The sequence below is a fragment of the Bacillus sp. K2I17 genome (assembly GCF_002209985.1).
Classification (GTDB): domain Bacteria; phylum Bacillota; class Bacilli; order Bacillales; family Bacillaceae_G; genus Bacillus_A; species Bacillus_A wiedmannii.
This window is the reverse complement of record NZ_NJGF01000036.1, coordinates 1-22,125: the sequence shown is the minus strand read 5'-3', so window position 1 is coordinate 22,125 and position 22,125 is coordinate 1. Positions and strand designations below refer to the sequence as shown.

26 protein-coding genes are annotated in these 22,125 nt (G+C 33.6%); all 26 read left to right on the top strand.

Features of this window, described 5'->3' with window-relative positions; genetic code table 11:
• The first annotated feature begins 546 nt into the window (after positions 1-546).
• Positions 547-1,080 (top strand): hypothetical protein, encoded by a 534-nt coding sequence (locus CER22_RS25560; RefSeq protein ID WP_088609939.1) that lies wholly within the window; start codon positions 547-549, stop codon positions 1,078-1,080.
• A complete protein-coding gene (locus CER22_RS34145) occupies positions 1,071-1,280 on the top strand; it encodes a hypothetical protein (protein ID WP_014990445.1) in 210 nt (69 codons plus the stop codon). The genes CER22_RS25560 and CER22_RS34145 overlap by 10 nt, the downstream gene beginning before the upstream one ends.
• Before the next feature lie 100 nt (positions 1,281-1,380).
• Entirely contained in the window at positions 1,381-1,860 is a 480-nt protein-coding gene (locus CER22_RS25550) for a DUF5512 family protein (RefSeq protein WP_088609938.1), read from the top strand.
• A 375-nt stretch (positions 1,861-2,235) separates the two neighbouring features.
• Positions 2,236-2,478 carry a hypothetical protein gene (locus CER22_RS25545; RefSeq protein ID WP_088609937.1) on the top strand — a complete coding sequence of 81 codons (243 nt, stop codon included), beginning with the start codon at positions 2,236-2,238 and terminating at the stop codon, positions 2,476-2,478.
• A gap of 229 nt (positions 2,479-2,707) precedes the next feature.
• Positions 2,708-2,878: a hypothetical protein gene (locus CER22_RS33250; RefSeq protein ID WP_179211938.1), complete on the top strand. Its 171-nt coding sequence runs from the start codon at positions 2,708-2,710 to the stop codon at positions 2,876-2,878.
• 190 nt (positions 2,879-3,068) lie between these two features.
• Positions 3,069-3,203, top strand: a complete 135-nt coding sequence (locus tag CER22_RS33820; RefSeq protein WP_256943738.1) for a hypothetical protein — start codon at positions 3,069-3,071, stop codon at positions 3,201-3,203.
• Between the two features lie 14 nt (positions 3,204-3,217).
• On the top strand, positions 3,218-3,895 hold the full coding sequence (locus tag CER22_RS25535; protein ID WP_088609936.1) for a hypothetical protein: 678 nt from the start codon (positions 3,218-3,220) through the stop codon (positions 3,893-3,895).
• Positions 3,896-4,084: 189 nt separating this feature from the next.
• Complete coding sequence (locus CER22_RS25530; RefSeq protein WP_001035407.1) at positions 4,085-4,480, top strand: hypothetical protein; 396 nt, start codon at positions 4,085-4,087, stop codon at positions 4,478-4,480.
• A gap of 35 nt (positions 4,481-4,515) precedes the next feature.
• Positions 4,516-4,641 (top strand): hypothetical protein, encoded by a 126-nt coding sequence (locus tag CER22_RS33815; protein WP_256943737.1) that lies wholly within the window; start codon positions 4,516-4,518, stop codon positions 4,639-4,641.
• Position 4,642: 1 nt separating this feature from the next.
• Positions 4,643-5,092, top strand: a complete 450-nt coding sequence (locus CER22_RS25525) for a hypothetical protein (RefSeq protein ID WP_088609935.1) — start codon at positions 4,643-4,645, stop codon at positions 5,090-5,092.
• 1 nt (position 5,093) lies between these two features.
• Positions 5,094-5,342, top strand: a complete 249-nt coding sequence (locus CER22_RS25520; protein ID WP_088609934.1) for a DUF6440 family protein — start codon at positions 5,094-5,096, stop codon at positions 5,340-5,342.
• 15 nt (positions 5,343-5,357) lie between these two features.
• On the top strand, positions 5,358-5,579 hold the full coding sequence (locus CER22_RS25515; protein WP_000020512.1) for a hypothetical protein: 222 nt from the start codon (positions 5,358-5,360) through the stop codon (positions 5,577-5,579).
• Positions 5,580-5,763: 184 nt separating this feature from the next.
• The gene (locus CER22_RS25510) at positions 5,764-10,011 is read left to right on the top strand and encodes a fusion protein (includes pXO2-28-29-30) (RefSeq protein ID WP_142293562.1); all 4,248 of its coding nucleotides are present in this window, start codon (positions 5,764-5,766) and stop codon (positions 10,009-10,011) included.
• Positions 10,012-10,030: 19 nt separating this feature from the next.
• Positions 10,031-10,405: a hypothetical protein gene (locus CER22_RS25505; RefSeq protein ID WP_001101878.1), complete on the top strand. Its 375-nt coding sequence runs from the start codon at positions 10,031-10,033 to the stop codon at positions 10,403-10,405.
• A gap of 99 nt (positions 10,406-10,504) precedes the next feature.
• Complete coding sequence (locus CER22_RS33245; protein WP_000886834.1) at positions 10,505-10,651, top strand: hypothetical protein; 147 nt, start codon at positions 10,505-10,507, stop codon at positions 10,649-10,651.
• 92 nt (positions 10,652-10,743) lie between these two features.
• Positions 10,744-11,127 carry a hypothetical protein gene (locus tag CER22_RS25500; RefSeq protein ID WP_088609932.1) on the top strand — a complete coding sequence of 128 codons (384 nt, stop codon included), beginning with the start codon at positions 10,744-10,746 and terminating at the stop codon, positions 11,125-11,127.
• Positions 11,128-11,143: 16 nt separating this feature from the next.
• The gene (locus CER22_RS25495) at positions 11,144-12,469 is read left to right on the top strand and encodes an ATPase, T2SS/T4P/T4SS family (RefSeq protein ID WP_088609931.1); all 1,326 of its coding nucleotides are present in this window, start codon (positions 11,144-11,146) and stop codon (positions 12,467-12,469) included.
• Positions 12,470-12,503: 34 nt separating this feature from the next.
• Positions 12,504-13,337: a hypothetical protein gene (locus CER22_RS25490; protein WP_000868851.1), complete on the top strand. Its 834-nt coding sequence runs from the start codon at positions 12,504-12,506 to the stop codon at positions 13,335-13,337.
• Complete coding sequence (locus CER22_RS25485) at positions 13,334-14,080, top strand: hypothetical protein (RefSeq protein WP_000869370.1); 747 nt, start codon at positions 13,334-13,336, stop codon at positions 14,078-14,080. The genes CER22_RS25490 and CER22_RS25485 overlap by 4 nt, the downstream gene beginning before the upstream one ends.
• 55 nt (positions 14,081-14,135) lie before the next feature.
• Positions 14,136-14,498: a hypothetical protein gene (locus CER22_RS25480; RefSeq protein ID WP_001158165.1), complete on the top strand. Its 363-nt coding sequence runs from the start codon at positions 14,136-14,138 to the stop codon at positions 14,496-14,498.
• An 18-nt stretch (positions 14,499-14,516) separates the two neighbouring features.
• Entirely contained in the window at positions 14,517-14,663 is a 147-nt protein-coding gene (locus CER22_RS33240) for a hypothetical protein (protein ID WP_000892399.1), read from the top strand.
• A gap of 19 nt (positions 14,664-14,682) precedes the next feature.
• Positions 14,683-14,979 (top strand): hypothetical protein, encoded by a 297-nt coding sequence (locus CER22_RS25475; RefSeq protein ID WP_000101574.1) that lies wholly within the window; start codon positions 14,683-14,685, stop codon positions 14,977-14,979.
• Positions 14,980-14,996: 17 nt separating this feature from the next.
• Entirely contained in the window at positions 14,997-15,275 is a 279-nt protein-coding gene (locus CER22_RS25470; RefSeq protein ID WP_000362948.1) for a TrbC/VirB2 family protein, read from the top strand.
• Positions 15,276-15,379: 104 nt separating this feature from the next.
• Complete coding sequence (locus CER22_RS25465; RefSeq protein WP_088609930.1) at positions 15,380-17,347, top strand: hypothetical protein; 1,968 nt, start codon at positions 15,380-15,382, stop codon at positions 17,345-17,347.
• A gap of 29 nt (positions 17,348-17,376) precedes the next feature.
• On the top strand, positions 17,377-20,010 hold the full coding sequence (locus CER22_RS25460; RefSeq protein ID WP_088609929.1) for a VirD4-like conjugal transfer protein, CD1115 family: 2,634 nt from the start codon (positions 17,377-17,379) through the stop codon (positions 20,008-20,010).
• 34 nt (positions 20,011-20,044) lie between these two features.
• Positions 20,045-22,125 (top strand): pLS20_p028 family conjugation system transmembrane protein (locus CER22_RS25455; protein WP_373452625.1); only part of this gene is annotated, 2,081 nt, incomplete at its 3' end.

Sequence of the window (22,125 nt, the reverse complement as noted above, 5' to 3'; positions counted from 1 at the left end):
AGGGATGGCATTATGAGGATTTAATCCTATCAAATAATTACACTCTCTTAGTTAGGTTAAGATGATCCCGATTGTCCTTTGAAAATTATATATAGATGCTGGGGGAGTGCCACGACCACTGTTTGCCACTCCATTTCGTGATTAGGGAGAAGAAAGACACGAATAAACCCTGAGGGTCATAAGTACCGCTTGTAAGAAAGCAACTAGTGGTGGTCTATCTTGTAGGGCATTACGCACTACAAATTACTTAGAGGACTGCTGTACATTAGATCATAGTTAGATCATAGCGCCATGACGGAGTATTCCTGAGCGATTAATTGTACATTCATTCCTTTAGCGAGTGGGCGAAACGAGACTAATCGTCCCTTTTGCAAATGAAGAATCTCCTTCTTGCATTTGTGAAGGTATAAATATAGACCTTTAATTTTTAATCGTTTTATGATTGAAAATGGTTTTATGTAGAATTAAGCTGATCAAATATTAAATTGTATGAGAAGGTAGCTTCTGAAAAAATTGAACAAGCTGCGTATAAAGGGAGTAAGTAATATGGGAAAGGAACACCGTGAAAGGTATGTAAAAAAAATTGCAGGTGTTATAACAACAAAAAGAAAATATCCTACGGGATATTTAGTCGTTGGAGAATATGATTTAAGTTTAGAATTTCAGAAAGAAATGAAAGATATGCTAGATCATGAAGATATAGTGAGCTGCCATTTAGATTTTAATAAATATGATAGTGAAGCTGATTGTCTTGTATCTTTGAAAAGAGCGAAGAAGAAATTAGGAGAAAGTAGAGGGTCAGGGAAGCTGCTAATTTTAGTTATTACAGCATTTGATCGTCTTACTAAAAAGTATATGGATGCAGTACAACAATTAATTGGCTGTAATGCTATTGGTATTAATTTATTCATTAGCGCAAATGCTCCATTGGTTCATTTAGTGGGATTAACTGAATACATGATTACTTTTGATTCAACAGCTAAAGTCTTATCAGAGTTCTATCGCTATAATACACAACAGGTCATTTGTTCACTATATAACGAAACTTTAGCTCGAAATTTTAACAGAGCATGGAGGTGAGTGAACTGAATGTTAACTCAAAAGCAAAGAAAATCCTGAAGAGCAAAAGTATTAGTGTTGGTTTATTTGATTTAGATCAACGTTATGGTTTAGGTAAAAAAATTAATGTTTTTTGTAATAGTATGAATGCAATTTATACATTTACAGTAATTAATATAACTTTGGTTCGGAAAACACATTGGGTTGTACATTTAAAATGAGATCCATTGTGCTATAGCGCCATGAAAATAAAAGGGTCTCACATGTTGATATGATGATATAATAATATAGTTACTATCAATAGAATGGGGAGAAGAGACCATGTTTAAAAACATGAAATTATTATCAGTTTTATGTGTCTTTATAATCACAATACTTTCGGGTTGTAGTGATAATTCATTAGCATTTAAAAAAGGTGAGAAGTATAAAGAAAATGATGGATCAACATTTATAGAAGTAATAGAAGATAACGAATGGAAGATGCATCGTGGTAAAGATCGTCCTAACGAATATGCTTTATACAAAGTAGAGGAAACGGAATATAAAGCTGGAAAATATGCTGTTGTATCTATTTCATTAAAAGAGAAATTTGGTAAAAGTGATCCTTTACGACTTGCCAATGGTGGAGAAAAATATTTAGTTTCACCAACTGAGAATGGAATTTCTACTAAAAGAGTAGATTTATCATCAGATAACTATTGGGATAATTTCCAAAAAGAATTTAAAGCAGCTGATGATAAAGAAGCTTTCCTAAAAAAAATATCTGAAGGTAAAACTCGTAAGTACGAAAAAACAAATTAAATGAAATGTAAGAGTGAGAGTGGAATCATTTTAATGGTTCTGCTCTTTTTTATTGTCAAAAGTAGGGGAATGGGAGGTAAGGGGATATGATTGGCCGAGATCAAATGATATTGCCAGGTATGATAACTTTTATGGTTTTAATGATTTTGTTATTTGATGCATCACTTTCATTCATCATGATCCTTACAGGAAAGATAATGTAGTAATGGAAAACATCAAAGCAGCTGTAAAAGATGTTTGTTTGTGGTTGTTGGTTTTGGTCTTAATAACTTTATCTTGGTTGGGGATTCAGAAAGTGATTATTAAAATGGTGTTAGGTTGAATATATTTTTTATTTGCAAACTCTTTTTGCATTATTTTAATGGAGGGATATTTATGAGTAGTGAGATATTGAACATTGGGGCAACCTTTCATTTGAAGGAAGGGATACAGAAAATTACTTTAGTAAAAGCGAGTAGTGTTGAAGAAGCGAGTCAATATATAAGTAATAAATTTTCGGCAGGGGAAGGACGAGCTATATTTCAGCCAGTTAACGAAAGAAGTTGGAGTGTAAAGGAACGGTTTTATTTTGAAATTTCTCGTGAAGATGTGATTTGTACTACATATGAAGTGTATTAGCCTTGATTTTAAAGAGCAGATCCCTCGGGGCTGCTCTTTTTTACTAGTTGTATATAAGAGTGGAGATAGTGGTTGTAAGTTCCCCTTTCTCCGTATATAGCGTACTATCTCTACTCTTATATACATCTAAAAACATTTTAAATGGGAATGAAAAGGGGTGTTTGTTTTGAACGAGAAAGATTTACTGATTTTAGTCTATTCCTAAAGTGGGGAAAAGAGGATGAAATAAATGAAGAAAAATAAAAGCTTAATAATCGGACCGTCAAGGGATGGAAAATCAAGTGCTGCTATGGAACAAAGAATCTTGAAAGAGAAAGAAGAACAACGAAAGCAAGGTCATAGCATACAGCAAATTTATGTCGATCCATCAAATGGAGATGAAGCAAATGAAGAAAAATAAGAAGTGTAAGAAGTGCCAGGGTAAAGGTTTCATATTCGGTAAAAATTACATAATAAAAGAAGGGTCGTTTGGATATGAGCCACATGAATATGGTATTAAGGTCACATGCTCTACTTGTTTTGGGAAAGGTGTGAAGTAAGTAGATGTTTGATTCTAGTATCTTAAATATATTTATGAGGAAGAAGCGGTTATGAAAGAACCTGGTGATGCGTTACATGTTAAAGGAGATTTAGAAGAAGGGGTATGGATGAAAGATGAATTACATGAAACCCTGGGAAGTAATTTTTGCTTTCGTGTAGCAAATGTTTTAATAAAAAGCCAGTAAAAGGGGTGGATGTTTTGAATGCAGCAGAAAGGGATCATAAGATAGGTCAGTTAAAGCGAGAAATTAATGAGATATGGAAATCTTTATCTATAGGAAGTATTTTTGTACTTTTTATTTGGTGGTTTTTAGAACCAATGATGAAAGAAATAAGTAGTTTAGGCGGGGAAGAGAATGAAATATTAACTACTATTTCGAAGGCATTCTTTGATTATATCATTGTTGCTATTTACGCAATAGGATATATTACTGCACTTATAGCCATTTTTATGAAAAAGAGAACGATTAGGAAGTATAAAAAAGCAAAAGATTTTCCTTCAAAAATTAATATACAAAAAGATGATACAAGTCAGAATCCTGTTTATGTGATTGATCATAGCAAGGAAACACCTAATTCATATGAAAAAGGGGATACAGAGATGATGAAGCGAGTATTTAATCAAAATAACAATGTTTCTATTAATTCGGGTAAACAAAATACTAGTAAAACAAGAAGTGAAAGACATTCAACACGTGCTTACAATGGATCTTCTCGCTCTTCTAATAGTACGGAAAGTAATAACATTGCTTTAGACATTGCATTAGGAAGTTCAATTTATTCAACAGGGAATGATAACGACTGCTCTTCATCAAGTAGTTCAAGCTATAATAGTTCCAGTTCAGATTATTCATCAAGTAGTTCCAGTTGTGATTAATTTCTAGTGAAGATTAACAAAGTATAAAACTTGTACTAAAAAGAGCAGCTCCTTAAATGGCTGCTCTTTTTTATTGGTACAGATTAGTTATAAACAAAGCATATTAAGGATTAATCAGTATGTTTTGTTTGTAATTAATCTCAAAAAAGGAAAGGTAATTGAAGAAATTAGGGAAGTGGGGATGGAGACATGAATAAGAAAAAAGTATTAATTAGTTTAGCGTACGCTATGGCGCTATATAGCTTAGTAGGTTGTTCGAATTCTACTAATACAGGTACTAAGGCAGCGGAGAAAGAAAAGCCTGCTACAAGTGAAAATAAAGAAGTTACAAACACCGAAGAGAATTATGAATTAGGCGAAATTAAGATTACAAATAAAGAGCGAAATAAGGAATCAAGAATTGAAGTTGTAGAAGCTCATATTGTGGATGATGGTGTACAAGCACTAGATCCTCGTAATACAGCCCTAAAAGAAGTAATCATTTTACATGATAAGGTACAAGATTGTAATTATATCTATACGTATAGCTCTAGTAGTGTAGGTTCAGGTTCAGCGACAATGAAAAAGCTAGAGTGTGGAAAGTGAAAACAAGATAGAAAACAATTAAGGAGAGAATAAATATGAAAATAAAAGAAACAGACTGCAAATATACGTATTGGGAAGAATCAATAAAAATGTTCTATATAAAACAAGAATGGCAAGGAAGAAGAGATCAAGCTAATAAAGAAAAACGAGAAGGTAAGTAGCATGGATTCACAAACAAAGAAGAATACGAGATCAATAAAAGGATTAATTAAAAGTATAGGCATAATTATACTTGTTGTTGGATTTATAGTGTATATAGGAATTAGTCTGGATGATTATTTTGATAACATCAATAAAGAACATGCTATAAAGATAGAACAAACTCATGAAAATATAAAGATAGCAGAAGAAATGATTGAAAAAGAATTAAATATTAGTAGCAAATATTTTAAAATGGTTGGTATACAACCATATTTACTTGGAGAAGTAGAAGTAGAGCTAAACGCTAATACGGAATCTTCCTGGATAGAAAAGGATTTAACTTGTAAAGTGCAAGTGAATGGTGAGAATTATATCGTTATTTTTGAAAACCAAAAAGTAGATGCTAAAAATGAAGAACTAGAAATGTATGAACCAGTAAAAATTAACAAGATCATAAAGGAGCAGAAATAATATGAAAAAATCCCTACTAGTATTTGCTCTTATAGGGCTTGTTGGTTGTGTAGATGTTGATAAGCCGGTAGCAGGGGATTCTAAAGCTGTACAAAAGATTTCAAGTGATAAAGAAGATGTTGAGGTATTTGTAGATAAGGAGACAGGGTGTGAGTATTTATATAGTACATTTAGTGGAATGACAATTAGACTAGATGAAAAGGGTAAACCGAAAGGGTGTAAAAAAATCTCGGAGCAAAATTACAATTAAATATGGAGGTTAATAATGTCAATTTGTATTGAAGGAATTCATGAGGATTATACTTATGGATTCCTTTTTTATTCTAAAAATAAAAGAATTGTTCTGGATGATGGAGTTCAAGAGTACCCAATAGATGCAGCAGAAGTACTCCTGGAAAAAGAATTCGTGTTTATAGATGAGTTAATGAAGCTTGATCCATTAAAAGTACCAGGATTAAGAGCAAGAATTAAATTACAAGCAAATTAAATAAAAATCAAAAGTCTATCAATTATATGGTAGGCTTTTTAGTTTTATTTAAAAACATAGCGCTATGTCGTTATTATTCAACTGAAAGGGAGGTTATTATGAAAGAAAAAGCAAGAAGTCCAACTATTTATTCTCTCTCATATGAGGATAGATCCTCATGGGTGTAAAGAGAGGAGGAATACGATTGTGGTTTAGAAGGTCATTTAGTTTATTATTTGTTGTTATGCTTCTGTTTGGAAGCTTGGCCGACTTTGTATCAATTGGACATGCAGAAAGTACATCAGATCAGAAACAGGCTCAAGAGAAAAAAACGGACGATGTGACTGAGCTGCAAGAAAAATCAGATCTCAAAAGTACGGGGCTTAATCCAAACGAGGTAGTTGTAGCAAATGGTAAAAAAGGTAGTGAGTTGTTTGATTTTGAAGCCTTTATTAAGCCTTCAGACATTGTAGATGGAACAGCGCCTTTTGATTCGAACGATGAAGCAGGTAATGATTCTAGCCCTAATAATGGCATTGTTAGGACGTTTGATACAGTAACATATCCATTGAAGGTGACGATTAATCCTAAGAAGAATGAAACACTAAAAAATATTAAGATGAAAATCACCGGTACATTAGAAAATGGAATTACAAACAAACGTGTTAATGCAAAATTTGCTGTTGGTGGTAAAGAGGATTTGGAAAAGGGCATTGTTTCTTTTGATATGGAATACACGTTAAAGGAAACAGGTAACTCCTTGATGATTCCAGTTACATTGGAAGTACAAGGGGCAGAGCATGGATTGAAATTAAAACCTAACATTAAAATCCAGGTTATGAGTGTGGATGGGAAAGATATTACGAATGAAAAAGTATCGCAATCGTTCGATGATATTAGTCCTGTTACTGCTTCTGGAAAAGTAAATGTTAAGGCTAAATTTTCAACTCACTATGCAGGTATGCCGAGATTGTCTTATTCAGTATTCAATCCGAAAGTGGATAAGGATGATCGTTCTTTTATCTTTCCAGTTGTATTATCTTTATTTGTAGATAATCTCCCTAATCGTAGCGATATAAGGGGAGCTACATTCCCTGTTGGAAAAGTCAATTATCACTTTGATTTTAGTGGACGTGTTGATTGGGATTCTAAATCAATGGGAGTAGATAAATTGGATTTTGAGGGGAAAGATACTCCCTTTAAAATTTTCAACTATCAAGCTATTGATAATATAAGCAAAAAAATCCCACAACCCAACACGGAAAGTTTTGAAGTAGGATTGGATAGTTATGAAGATGTGCGTACAGTTCAATCAGGGAGTGCAAAATCTTATATTCCTAAAGAAAAATGGAATGCTAGTGATATTGATAACTACACGATTAATAGTGTTTGGGATAGTGGTATTACTCAAATAAGCAAACCGAAAGTTTCAAAAGATGTTATAAATTATGAAGGAAATGTCAGTGACTTTACTATTGGTTCAACGTTCCCAACAATGATTTCGCATGATAGTCGGGTTGTGGCTTTCAATAAGAATCAGAAAGCCTTCGCAACAACAAGGTTTTTAATTCATACACCAAATGAGTATTACCCTTTAGCGAAAAATAATAAGATTAACAAGGCTAATAATGTTTATTATGATATGAAGTGTATTATTGACTCTTATGAGGATAGTAAAGGCAATGTAGTACCTTATAATACTACAGCTGCTGTTACGATTACAGAGAGAAATAATCCGAAAGGATCATACTCAATACAAACTACATTCCATACACCTGAAGGGAAAGAGCTAGGGACACCACATATAGGATACAATGTTGTATCTAAAGGTGATCCAACTATTTTAGTAGGGCAAAAAGTGAAAGTAGTGAGCCATTTAAACGTTCGTGCTGTTACAGAAGGTGGCACGACTATGGTTTACAAATGGAATACAGATTCGTTCTATTTAACAAAACGAAATTCAGAATTGGCAAAAGCTAATATGCTAAATGAAGGGTATCCAACATCTTCAGGAGGAAGAATTAAAAATAGTGATAAACAAGTCATTTCATTTGGAGTCGCAAAGAAAAATGATAATTCTTTTGAAGCTTTAACTCAAAATCAGGCTGAAGATTATGAGTGGTATAACACATATGATGAAGCCAGAAAGTATGGTGAAGTTGGAGCGATTAAGAATGATATTAATGCAGTAATGGGTGACGGAGAGGTTGTAGCGGGTTTTATTGCTTTTGATGTTAAGACAAAGAAAATTGGTAGTCTTAATGAAAAAGGAACACCAAATATAACGGTTACTGATTCAGTTATTTATCCAACAGCAGATCGGAAAATTGGTTATCGTGTTCGTGAAGATGGTAAATATAACAATTTCACGGAGTACGATGAAAATGGTAATTTAACTAAATTACAATCACCTGTGGGTGGTACAATCAACTTTGAAACATTGGGCATTATCAATGGTGAGACGAGCAGTGATATAAAGACAAACAAAAACACGTATTATAGCTCAGATGATGTGAGTATTACAGTTGATAATATTGCGAAATTACCAGCAGAGACAGATTTCAACTCTTTAGATGAAAAGGTAGAAATGCGAATGAAAATACCAAAAGGTCTTGATTATGTAGTTGGATCTGCTAAGTATGGTGATCAATATGTTGAGCCAAAGATAGAACAACAAAATGATGGAAGTAATCATTTGATTTGGCATGACACATTGACTCGTGGTAATAAAGCACTCAAAAAAATCAATTTTGAGACTCGTATTAATCCAGTGTTGCTGCTGCAGGGAAACCAGGTAGGACTAGAAATTCAAAATGTAATCAGTAGTTCTATGGATACTAGATTAGAGAAGTTTCGAACAAGCTCTAAAAATATTTCAGTTGTGAAAATTGGTATGGTTGGTGTTAGTGAAACAATTGAAAAAGTAACAGGAAAAAAGAACAGTGACTATGTAGTTGGAGTTCAACCATATACCACGATTAAAGATGAGTCACATATAAAGGCACTTACATATGTTCCTAGAAATAAGGATCACAATGGATCTGCTTTTAATGGTGTTACTTTCTTAAAACAAATAAAACTAGACAATGCTAATAACAAGAACGTTGAAATATGGCTTAATAACAGCTTTGTTGAATCAAATAATCCAAACAAAATTGATTTGAAATCAAATGGTTGGTACAGATATACAGGAGAGATGGATCTATCAAAAGTGGTCTCTATTTTGCTGTATGTAAATGATTCATTAAGCAGTAGTGATGTGGTAAAAATGAACCTTGTTTACAGAACACATAAAAATGAATTCGGAGATTTTTATGTGAGTAAGACAGTAGTAAATACCTCTGTTGATTACAAATTATCTCCTGTTTCTAACCAGGTAAAATATACAATTGTGGCAGATGCGAATTTGGGTCTTAGAAAAATAAGGATCGATACTGCGCCAGCTGATATTGGTTTGCCAGTAAGTGTACGGTTAGACAAGGAAATCATTTATGAGGACTCAAACAAGAGCAATGTTGCTGTTAACTTATATGATAAGGCTGACAACAAGCTAGTAGATAGTAAAGTATTTACCATTGAGGAAATACCGGGGGAAATAAAATTCAAGGTAGATCCAAAATTTTTAAAGAAAAATAACAAGAGAAACTACGAGGTTAGATTTGAAAAAGTTAATAAAGAATCTATTCTTATCGTAGATGGGAAAGGCAAAGTAGATACAGATGGTTATACTTCTTCTGAAGAAACCGTAAAGGCAAATGCTAAAGAATCTACTGAGTTGAAATATAAAGGCGTTATTATGACAGAACGTGAAGTTGGAAAAGAGATGGAACTTTTTTATGAAACACTTACAATTCCGTTAAAACAGCTTCCTAAACAAAAAACTGGCTATGGTTTTGAGTTGAGACCATTAGTTAGTTATAACAATGAATTAGCGGTCGCTTATGATATTAAGGCAAATGCTTCAGTAGATAAGAGTTTAATTGATTCTCATTTGAATTATGAGAAAAAGGGAGATCATTTTGTTATTCCCTTAGCAGAATCTGAGAAAACAGGCAGCTCGGACAAAAAGAACACGGATTATCTCTTTGAATTGCCACATATTAATGTAGAACAAAAAACGGGTAATTTATTTACAGATCAGCAAGTAAAAGACCATGATCCACGTATTAAGAATGCAATAAAAGATGGGAAGCGAAAGTTATATGTTCCGATTTGGGCAGACCTGGGAGAATACAATGTTCTAGTAACATCAGGAATCCCTATAGGCGCTAATAAAGTTAACTTTGAAGTAACGCAGCCATTAAATTTATATGCATATATGTACGGGACTATTGGCTCTAAAACACTAGAAGATGATGAATTACTCCTAGAACCTGTAGATCCGAAAAATCCTTTCTCAAATGGCAAACCTTCTGGTTGGTCAGATGAAGATGTTGCTTGGTTAAAGCAATAGGAAAGGAGATGAAAAATGTGTGAATGTCCTAACTTATCATTCGGCCAAGAAACAAATTATCTTTATGGCGCTATACTTCGTAATTACAGGAATAGTAATTCGTTTAATTGGATATTCGTTGCAAGGCAGTCTTTCCGCTTTTACACAAGCTGGCATCGGGAATTTACTTTCAGGGAATTTATCACTAGGTGATATGTTCCACTTTGATTTTAGCTTTGATATGAGTCAATTTGATGGCTTTAGCTTAAATATGTGGGTTGTCTTTGTAAAAGACAAAATCAAGAGTTTAATGGATGATGTGATGCCTACTACATTGGGAGCAATTAATATGCTTATGTTGAGCAAGTATTTGACTGTAGAGCGTGCTATCAAATTAGGAATTAGGTTGTATTAAAAAAATATTTAGGCAGAAAAAGAGACGTAATTTTTATATTACGTCTCTTTTTTATATACAAAAAAATACAAAAACAAAAATCGAGAGGATGTTGTAAAGATGTTAGATCAAAATACGGATAGAACTTGGTGGATGATTGGTGCAGTAGTAGTAGGAGCGCTTTTAATTGCAGCGGCAAAAGTAGCGTTTCCTGAAGTGTTCGACAGTGTTATTGATTCCTTCAAAAATACATTAGCAGGGAAATAATACACAGCAACAATATACCTAATAAATAGAGGGAGAGAGTTCTCCTTCTATTTATTAATAAAATCGGGCTGTAAAAGAAAGGAGAATAAAAGTTGAAAGACTATCCTTTCGTAATGGTATTGCTAATTGTCGGTCTCTTTTTTACTGTAATTAGCGGTTATTACTATAAGCAAAACTTCTCGACAGATTCAGTTATTCAAGGGGTGACAGAAACTGTCCGATCAAGTGCGATTGCTAATGCAGATAATAGTTCTCGTATTCAAAGTGGAGAGTTGTTTGTTTCAAAACCAGGTTTCGAAGAAGATTTTAAAAAACGTATTAACTCCAATAAACTTGTAAAAATCAACAAAGATGCAAAATACGAGTTTAAGTATCTTGATAACAAAAATGGCTCAACTAAAGCTATTAGAGTGATTATTCATGATGGGGATAATACGTACCAAGCAACTTGCAAAGTGAGTATTGCTGCATCTTAAAAGAAAGGAGAAGAAGATGTTAGGACTAAAAAATAAGAACACAACAACTAAGAAAAAAGATAGTTTTAATTTTCATCCCCAAAAGCTTCAAATGATTAAGGATGATCTTAATACAAAACATGCAGAGCTAGTAATAGATGCTCTACTTAATGAAGAAGCACGTCAAAAAATTAAATTTAAGATTAAAAAAGATTATCCAGCTCTTTTTATGGATTATGATGATGACGTAGATGTAGCAGAATATGTTGTATCTGAAATTGTTGGTACAGGTGTTATTGAAAGGCTCATAAATGAACGACCTGACATTACCGATATATCCTATAATGGAAGTCATTTAATAGTAGAGTCAAGTGATTACAAAGGGAAATATGAGAATTCTGATCACATTATTTCAGAGGAATATGTTTCTCGTGTAATTCAAAAATTCGCTAATGCTGTAGGGACAGAATTTGTTCCTAAGAAGCCAATCTTTGACGGTGTTTATGGTTCAATTCGTATTAATGCGGTGCATCATCAAAATACGGTAGGAAATTCTACAATGTCACTAAGGATTGTTCGCCCAAAACTGGCATTAAATGAAGAGAATTTCAATACATTTGCACCGGAGTTTATGCTTGAATTCTTTAAGGTACTTATGGTGAGTAGAAATAACATTGTAATTTCAGGAGAAACAGGGACTGGGAAAACTGAATTCTTAAAGCTTTTGTTCTCTTACATTCTTTTTGAACACAAAGCAGTTATGATCGAGGATGTACCCGAAACGCATGTTAAAAAGCTGTTTCCCGATAAAGATGTATTAAGTTGGTTAACTGGACATGGTGTTACGGTCACCGATTTAATCAAAGCTGCGTTGCGAAACAATCCACGATGGATTATGATCTCTGAACTTCGTGGCAAGGAAACATATGAAGCGATTCAAGCTGTATTATCGGGGCATCATGTTGTAACTTCTCTACATTCTGTCGATGCTGAGACATCGCCAAAACGACTTGTCAATATGTCTAAAATTGGTTATCAAGTGGATGAAAAATCTCTTGAAGAGGACATTATGCGTTATTTTGGTTTTGGTTGTCATATTAAGCGAGTGGTAATAAAAACAACAGTCAAAAATAATGTGCAAGTTAATCGGGTTATTCGTTATTTATCAAAGGTAGTACAGTATTCTCCAGAAGGATGCAGAATGGTATTTGAACAAAAGTATCAAAATGGAAAGTTTACGTACTCAACAGGTAGTTTATCAGAAGAATTTTATGAGCGTTTAGCTGAAGCGGATTTAAGTTACGAGCTTCCCGAATATACAAACGAATTAGCAGTTAAAAAGGATGTAGTAGTAACAAGATAAGAAGGGAGAGCTTTTAAGAAAGGAGGTATGAAGCTTGAAAGTTTCTACTTTCAACGCCAAAACAAGAAAAAAGAAATTTGTAAATGCTGATGAAATAAATGCAATTAAAGTAGCTTATGGAAAACCTTTGGAAAAAAAGGACTATGTGAGATACGCATTGATTCCAGGTTTAATTGTAGCTGGATTTTCATTTATTTTGCTGTATTATTGGTGGGTTTCATTGATTTTAGGTTTTGTGGGTGCTTTATATGGTTTGAAGGTTTTAATGCCTAAAAATATTCAAAGGGCTTATGAACAAATTTCATTTCGAGAGAGAAATAAATTTGTAAACAATATGACTCAAATTCTTACAAATGATAGTAACACTTTACTCAATGCTTTAGGAAGGGCGAGCGATCGTTCAGAAGGGGAGCTGAAGAAAGACCTGAAAGTTTTACAGGCGAGGTTAATGGGGGCAGATCATGAGCAAGTACTTCAAGCTTTCAAAGTACTTTCTAATAAATATCGTGACGATATTATATTTGTTCAGTATTTAGAGCAAGTAGAAACTGCTTCGTTAGAAGGTAAAACAAATGTAGATACGTTGAAAGACATAAAAACATACCACAATGAAATGAAGGAGAAAAAAGAAGATTATGAACGGAAGAAAGATGGTCAACTGAAGGATATGAAAATGCTTTGTAGTGTAGTGGTTATATTCATCTTGATAATCGCATTTTCATTTAGTTTTGATACGTACATTCAGGCATTTGCAAGACATCCAATTGGTTGGGGTACTTCCGGGATTTACATGTTATTGATGTTTTTCTTCTTTAAGTCTTTTGCTACATATTACTTTGATGACTCGATATTGGAGGTTAAAACATGAAGGTAGTGGCAGCGGCTAACACTAAAAAAAATCGATATAATCGGTTATTAACGGAAGAAAAATTATATGACATGTTAAAAGAAATGGGTAATACAAAACAGATGATCGATAATTTTCAGAAGAAGCGAGTTAAACAAACGCTTATGATGGCAATTATCGGTTTTTTTATGGGGTTATTTCTCTCTAAATGGTGTTACCTATTAGCGATTGCATTACCAATCTTCTTTTATCGTTCTAAATATAACAATGTGGTTAAGATGTACAACGCATTTAAATTTGACCGTCATTTAAGCTTTATTAAGTTTATGAGATTGCTAATTCCTTATTTAAAGGAATCGGAGGGTGGGGCTAGCTTGTATCAGGTGCTAAGGAAAATTCTAAAGCGTACCGAGAATCGAGTAGATGCAAATTCAGTAGCAAAATTAATGTCAGAAATAACAGATCGGCCGAATGATATTCAGCCTTTTACTGATTTTGCTATACGTTCTAGTGGCACTGATATGTCAGTCCTATTTATGCAAACAATCTATGATTTTCAACAGAATTCATACGATACAAACGTTATCGATGAATTAGGAAAAATAGCGAGTGCCGAATTGCAAAGGGCAATCGATGAAATTGTGGCATTTAAGCTAAGACGATTTACCTTTTTCCCTACAAAAATTGTAATGAGTTCATTCCTAATAGTAATTGGTTTTGCAGCAGCGATCCTGGTGTATAACCTATCAACTATTAGCCTATGATAATTCTTCAGGAAAGGTGGAAATGAATTGAAATTAAAGTGAGTGGGTGTAAATCATGCAAGAAAGTGCAATTATGGAAATAGTGAAATGGTTCATTGGCTTGTTTTTAATAGTTTTGTTAGTTGCTGTAGCAATTTTTTGTATTCAAGTAGCGAATGTGAATTCTTACAAACAACAAGTTAACTATCAAATTGAAAGACAAGGTGGATTAACTAAAATCGCTATTCAGAGTTTAGAAGAATACAGTGATAAGCATTATAAAGGTGCATTTACTGTCAAAAGTGATCAGTTAAATGAGAAAGTACAATTTGGTGAGACTGTAGACTATCAGGTAGTAGCAAAATTTAAAATTGCTGTTTTTAACTTGCCTGATGTGACTATGAATTTTGATGGATCTGCATCTTCGCACGTTCGCTAGAGAGTGGGTGATGAAGAAATGCTTGAAAATAATGTGTTTCGCCTAATGATTTTAATAGGCGGTTTCATTGTATGTGCAGGTGTTTTCTTATTATTTAAAGATGAATTCTCTGTAATTCAAGAAGCTTTTAATAATTTCTTCTCTCAAAGAATTACAAAGTATTAAGTAAAGGAGTCTGCTATATATGGCTAGAAAGAATGGGAAAAACGAAAAAGCACTGTTACAGAGTGCTGTTGCGGTGATTTTGAAAAAAGAAGGAAAGACATATGAGGGTTGGTCACAAGCAATTGTAAATGATAATTGCTTGTCTCTACTGCAGGGAGGTAATCCTGAGTGGAGAAATAAGATGTTAGAAGAAGCTGCGATGGATCTCATCGCAGCTTCTGTTGTTGAAGAGGAAAAAAAGAACAAAACACAAGGTCAATCAGATACTCAAACGAGACCTAATCAAGTAACCCAAACTACTCAATCACATAAATAAGAAAGAAGGAATTTAAAATGGATCTATTTACTGCATTTTATATCAAATTATTAACTTATAATGACTTTTTCGACTCTGTTAGTGGAGCAATGAACAGCTGGACTGGAAGACTACAAGCCATTGGCTTAGTTACGATTATCTTCTGTATTTGTATTGCTGGTTTTATGTTCTTCTTTGGTGAAGAAATGAGTCGAAATGCTAAAAAATGGTTAATGAGAATTGTTATTGGAGCTGCTCTTGTATTTGGTGCAGGAACACTTGGACAAACTATTCAAGGTGTAACTGGTGGTTTCTAAGATTAAATAAAGTTAAAAGAAGGATCTCCTATTTCATAGAGTTCCTTCTTTTAATTGTTTGGTAGAAAAATAATTAAATATATACATGAAATGAGGTTAAGGAAATGTATATTGTAGCATTTTTACAAAAAGAACAATCAAAAGCTTTTAGAAAGTTTTTAAGGAAAAATAAAGCTGGGAATGGAAAAACATTAGGATTAAGAGCAGCTGAAAAATTAATCCAAAATTATATGGAAGAAAATCAACAAAGTGACAAGGTTTCACTTGTGTTACAAGATATTGATAGTGATAAAGATGGATATGAATTTGAATTACCTGTAGAAATGGGTGGAAAATTCTCGTTACTAACTGCTATTTCAAAAGATCTTGAGAATGGAACAGATTTTAATTTAGCAATGGAAATTAAACAGGATATATATACAGATTATAATACTGAAGAAAGTCCAAGTGATGTAGAACCTGAAAAGAAGAAAAAAGGTGGATTTTTCTCTAAGGTTTTTGGGAAAAAGGAAGAGGAAATAGCACAGGCTAATACTTCTGATAAAACGGTATATGATGCTGGAATGCAAAAAGAGTTTGCAAATGAAGAGGAAGATCCTTTTGAAGAAATGTCTATGCATGAAATGAAAGGTCAGGGGACAAATGTTTTTGAAGATGAAGATATTCTAGGGTTACAACAACAAGCCGCTGCTTTATCTGAAGAGAACGAGGAAGATCCTTTTGCTGTTGAGGATGAATTAAATGAACAACTGCCTACAGGAGTGAATCTAGAAAAGGAAAGTGAAGATGTAGCGTTTGCAGTAAGTGAAAATGATCCAGTTCAAAATTTTGAAGATGAGTTGCTATATACCGATTCGGTAAAGAAAGAGCCAAATGAAGAATCCATTGTTGAAGTTCAAACAAAAGATGTAGAGTTCCCTGAATATAGTCAATTTGTGGATTTGAAAGAGGTTGAAGAAAAACAAAAACGTTATGAGTCTCGATTCACTGTAAAACATTTATTAGGCCTGCTAGGTATGGATGAAGAAACTGCAGAAACAGAATTAGAGAAGAAAAAATTACATTATATAAAAAATGTTTTAAATGGAAAAGAATTTTTGCTAATCCAGGATAGATATTATCAAGAAATTAACAACCTGCGAGATGAAATTCGTTTAGCTCTTGAAAATATTCATAAAGAAGTTATGATGCGCGATTATCAAAAAGAAGCAGATGAAAGGCTGCAAGAAATTTTTGAAGAGAATTTTCAACGGATGGTAGCAGAGTTAGATGGATTTGAGAATAAAGAAAATCAAGAAATGCAGCAAAGAATAAATGCGTACCGTGAAACACAACAATTAGAATTAGAGTCATTTAAATTGAAGCAAGAAGCAGAGTTAACAACATATTGTTCTGAATTAGAAGAGCGTAAAAATACGCTAATAAGTGCTCGTGAAGAAGAGTTAAAGAAAGAGAATGATTTTGGACAGAGGAAGGCAACTATAGAGAAAGTTTATGAGTTGAAGGTAGAAGGTAAAAATGAGTTAATCGATAAAAAGAGCATGTATGTCTCCGAGTATGCGGATTCAGTAGAAGATATTATGAATGCAGCCTATGAACAGCAAGAGGGAGAATTTATACGCCTTGATGATCAGATTAAGCAATTAACGCCTTTATGGAAGGAAGAAATACAGGCAGAATATGATAAAAAAATACAAGAGCGCCAATTAAAATTAGAAGAGGATAAGAACAATAGAGAAAGAGAAGAATTGGCTCTAAGAAATCGAGAACAACAAGCTCAAGAAATGAAAAATAATGAAAAAATACGTGAGTTACAGAATCTCGTAGAAGAATTAAATGATAAATTAATAAAATCGTATGCTGGGACAGGTCAACTACCGCCACAATCAATGTATATGTATCAACCTGTACAGCCTGTACAACAACCAGTATTTATGTATCAACAACCTGTACAACAACCAGTTCAACCACAAGTAACGCAACAACCTGTAATGCAGCAGCCAGTACAACCACAAACGGAAAATTCTCCACAGAAACGTAGAAGACTGTTTGAGAGTTGGTTTAAACAATAGTATGCAGATAGTGACAATGTGAGGAGGAAATGCGAGTGGGAATTTCGAAACTCTCATTGAAAAAAAAGAAATATCTTCATCACGACTATAAAGTTGATGGTGAAGATTTACCTAATGAAAAGAATAGGATAAATAAGAAAGCACTCGCAATTTCTTCAGCTGCGGTGCTTTTTCCTATTGGTGGCTTGAATTTTGTAGCAAGTTCGTACCAATCAATTTTAAATGATTTATCAAAAACGGTTGAAAAGCCAACTATTTTTGATGTGTTTGGTGCAGATTGGGAGAAAAGTGTATCAATTAAAAATGCCTTTCTGCCAGTGTTACCTACAAATATATACATGTTTAGCTTATTGGCTTCAACGCTGGTAGGTTTTTTGGTGTATTCAAAAGTTAATTATCGAAGTGATGAAAATTTAGCCTATGGTCAAAAAGGAGACAGTCGCTTCACTACAATAGAAGAAATAATAGAGCAGTATCGAGAGATTCCTGAGAAAACAGAAGTGTTTGAGGGATATGGTGGTGTACCTGTTTCACATTATAAAGACAAATATTATATCGATACAGATACCGTAAACACCGCTATTCTAGGGGTTTCACGCTCCGGTAAGGGTGAAATGATAGTAGTCGTTATGATTGATAATTTGAGTAGAGCAAAAAATCAATCGAGTTTGGTAATAAATGATCCTAAAGGCGAGTTATATAGTGCATCTAAAGAAACCTTAGAAAAACGTGGTTATGATGTCCAGGTTTTAAATATTTTAGATCCCTTACAAGGTATGTCGTATAACCCGTTACAGCTTGTCATTGATGCTTGGGTGAATGGGGATGATCAGGAAGCGGCAAAACGTGCCAATACATTAACGTTCTCGTTATATAACGATCCTAACGCTGGTGATAATGCATTCTTTAATACATCTGCCCAAAATGCTATTAACGGTATTATCCTAGCGATTGTTGACTACTGTGTAAAGAATAATTGCATTGAAAAAGTTACGATGCACAATGTATCCCAAATGCTTAATGAATTAGGAACATTTTATTACAAAGAGAATCCCGATGATTTTATTGAAAAGAATGCTTTAGATGAATACTTTAAGAGTTTACCGCAAGGGAACGTAGCAAAGATGCAATATGGATCAACAAGTTTTGCAGGAGAAAAGGCTAAAGGCTCAATTTTAGCTACTGCAAACCAGGGATTACAAACATTTGCAGATAAAATGTTTGCAAAAATGACATCAAAATCTAGTTTGGATCTAAAGCAAGTAGGTTTTCCTAAAAATTTATTCTTCCAACTAGATGAACGCTTTTTAAATAAACGTGTAACAGTATCATTTCATAAAAATGATGAGAAAAAGACAGAAATAGGCAGTTTTAAAATTAAGGTTAAAGCTTTGGGTATGTGTAACATGAATTTTGATGAAACATTAGAAGATGGGGACTTGTTACTGATTCGTTATCAAGATGATGAAAATCCCAAAAAGAAATATCGATTATTGTATAGCTTGAATTTTGAAACGTTATTGGATGAAAAAGGAAGAACGGTTTATCAGAAAAAAGAAGGTTGTGAAGATAAGCCTGAATATAAACGTCAAGTCACATTAAGTATGAAGGCTAACACTTTCCCTCTCAAACCTAAAACGAAATTAACGTATTCAGACAAACCGACAGCTGTGTTTATGATTGTTCCTGATTATGATAAGTCCAACCACGCTTTAGCAAGTATTTTTGTTAAGCAGCTGTATACAGAGTTATCCATGAATTGTAATGATACGAAAGGTAAAAAATGCTATAGACGTGTTCATTTCTTATTAGATGAATTCGGAAATATGCCACCTATTGATGATATGGGTGGAGTATTAACGGTTTGTGCAGGACGTAATATGTTGTTTAATTTAGTGCTTCAGTCTTACTCACAAATTGAGAAGCTGTATGACAAAGAAGCAACAGAAATTAAAGATAACTGTCAAAACCATATTTATATTATGTCTACCAACAAAGATACGATTGAAGAAATTTCGCTTCGTGCTGGACATAAAACGCCTATCGGTAAATCTTCTAATGAGAGTCACATGGATACAGAAAATAAATTAACTAAAAATGCGGATCAGCAGCGAATTATTTCTCCAGAGCGTTTATCACAATTCTTGGAGGGTGAAACATTAGTACTTCGGGCGCTTCATAGACAAGATTTAAATAGAAAAAAGGTGCGTCCATATCCAATTTTCAATACAAAAGAAATGACTATGCCTTATCGTTGGCAATTTCTATCGAGCTTGTTTGATACTTCAAAAGATTTAAATGAAATTGATATTCCTTCCCTACATGCTGGATTAGATCTAACGGATTTGTATTTGGATTTCTTAGACTTCATATTGAACAAAACTGCGAAAAAAGAGTACATGAAAAAGCAGCAAGCTAATCCTGTAGTTAAAAAACAGCACACTATTGATGATGTCGTTAAATCATTAATTGGGCTTGTAAAAGAAAAAAGAAATGCAAATGATACAGAAGATATTCGCAAAAAATTGGTACAAATGCTATTAAATTATGCGAAAGATAACATTGTACCTAAAACGGAAGAAGTTGCATTTTTAATAGAGCATTCTTCAAATCATGCAATTACAAGTTATCTGGAAGAATTATTAAAGATATTGACAGAATAATAAAGTCAAAATAAATAAGAAGGGTAGAACAGTTATGGCTGCTACGAAAATAAAAGAATGGATTTTACGGAGTAAGAGAGCTGTAGTTACTGGGGTGCTAACAGTTACTACGTTGCTATTTAGTCTTATATTTGCCCCTTCCGCTTTCGCTGGATGGTGGACTGACATTGTTTTTACAGTAAAAGATATTGATAAAGCAGAAGTAATTGCATTTTTGAAAAATGACTGGATAGAGTATTCAAATATATTTGGTTCATTTCTTCAAGCATGTGAAGGAGGAATAATCAGAACACTGTTTAGGATAGCATCTTCTTTAGAAGGGTTAATTCCTGAAACATTCTCCTTCTTTGATTTATTAAGGGATGCAGGACTTAATGATTTTGCAACATCCCTAATAAAAGGTTTATTCTATGCTTTATTTGTATTAATAATAGCTTGGTTAGGTTTCAAAACGATAATTCAACATAAGCCACCACGATTCAAGTCAGTAGGGGTTAATATTATTGTAATGATTGGATTATTAGGTGGGTTAAATGAATTAATGGCAGAATTGCAAAAAATGTCCACAGATTTTTATGAAGATGTAACCAAAGATAATAAAGATGATGGTGGATTAGCGTGGAACTTAGTAAAACATAATACAGCAGATTTGGTTTATCTAAGTACTGTAGGATTTGATGCTATTAAAACTGAGGATAAAAAAGCCATTTCTGATGGACAGACAGGAAAGAATAACCTATCGGAAGAGATGTATTTAAAAGCAGATTTAGGTGATTTAATAAGTTATGAGGTTGTAGAAAAATTAAAGGATAATGATCAAGTAGCAAAAGAAACACAATTCCTGGCTTACAAGGTTACGAATAATGGAGCAGAAGAAGATCTTGAATCAATTAAGGAAAGTTTTTTTAATCCATTTAGTGACACATTTCCAGCAGGATATAATCGTTACCCGATGAAGTTTGGCATTTTATTTTGGGGATTATCAGCTTTAGTAGTAGCGTATTTGTTTACTATTTTTGTATTTGTTATGACAATATTTGAAATTGCAATGAAAAAAGTTGTTGCCCCACTAGTATTCATAACGGATATTGAGACAGGAGAAAAAACAAAAATGGTAATGCAGGATATTCTAAAAGGATTCCTGTTATTTGCGTTTACTGGATTAAGTTTACGCTTCTATATTATTGTGGTTAATTTCCTAGCAGATCAAGATATTAATACGTTTTTATATATTGTAGCAATGGTTTGTTTAACTACTGCACTAATTAAGGGGTCAGAATCAATCCTTAAATACTTTGGTGTAGATGTTGGATTAAAAGAAGGAAAGAACAATTTAATGGGCGCTCTTGGGACATTGGCTGCTGCTAATGGATTAAGAAAAGGTGTAGGAAATATGATTAAGGGTGCAAAAGATAAGATGAGTGGTAGTGGACAAACACGTGAAGATACACCAAAACGCTCTGAAATGGATTCGGAAGATAAGGATGGAAATCAAAACGGAGAGCAAAAAAATAACGCTAAAAAAGGTCTGCAAGCGAAGAAACTTGCTAGAAATACCGGTGCTGCTTTAAGTTATGCAGCAAATCGTGGAGTTGGCGGTATGGTGAATGATGCTGGGAATAAAGTGGCTGAAACTGTAGGCGGTGCTGTTAATAAGGGGAAAGACAAGGCTTCAGGTGTTGCTAAAGGCGTATCAGATGGAGTGAAAGGTACAATAGATGAATTTAAAGGCGGCCAGGCTGAAGGACAGCAAAAAGCCCAGGCAAATGCTGATCGTCAAACGCTAAATAAAGTCGGAAAAGACATCCAAAATAATGCGAATTCAGGTGTTGAACAACCTGTAAGTCCGAAAGTAGCTAATAATTCAAATACAACCTCTACTGCAAGTCATAATGCTAGTGAAGGGATGAAAGGACAAAAACAAAAAGCATTACAAGACATTGAAATGGAAAGTAAATTAAGAAATATAGGAAGAGCTGAGGGAACACAAAGCGAAGTGAAGAGTGAAAAACAAAAGGCAGTAAGAGATATTGAAATGGAAAATAAGTCAAGAGAAACAGGAAGAGCCGAAGGGTCACAAGGCGAAGTGAAAGGCGATAAGCAAAAAGCAGCAAG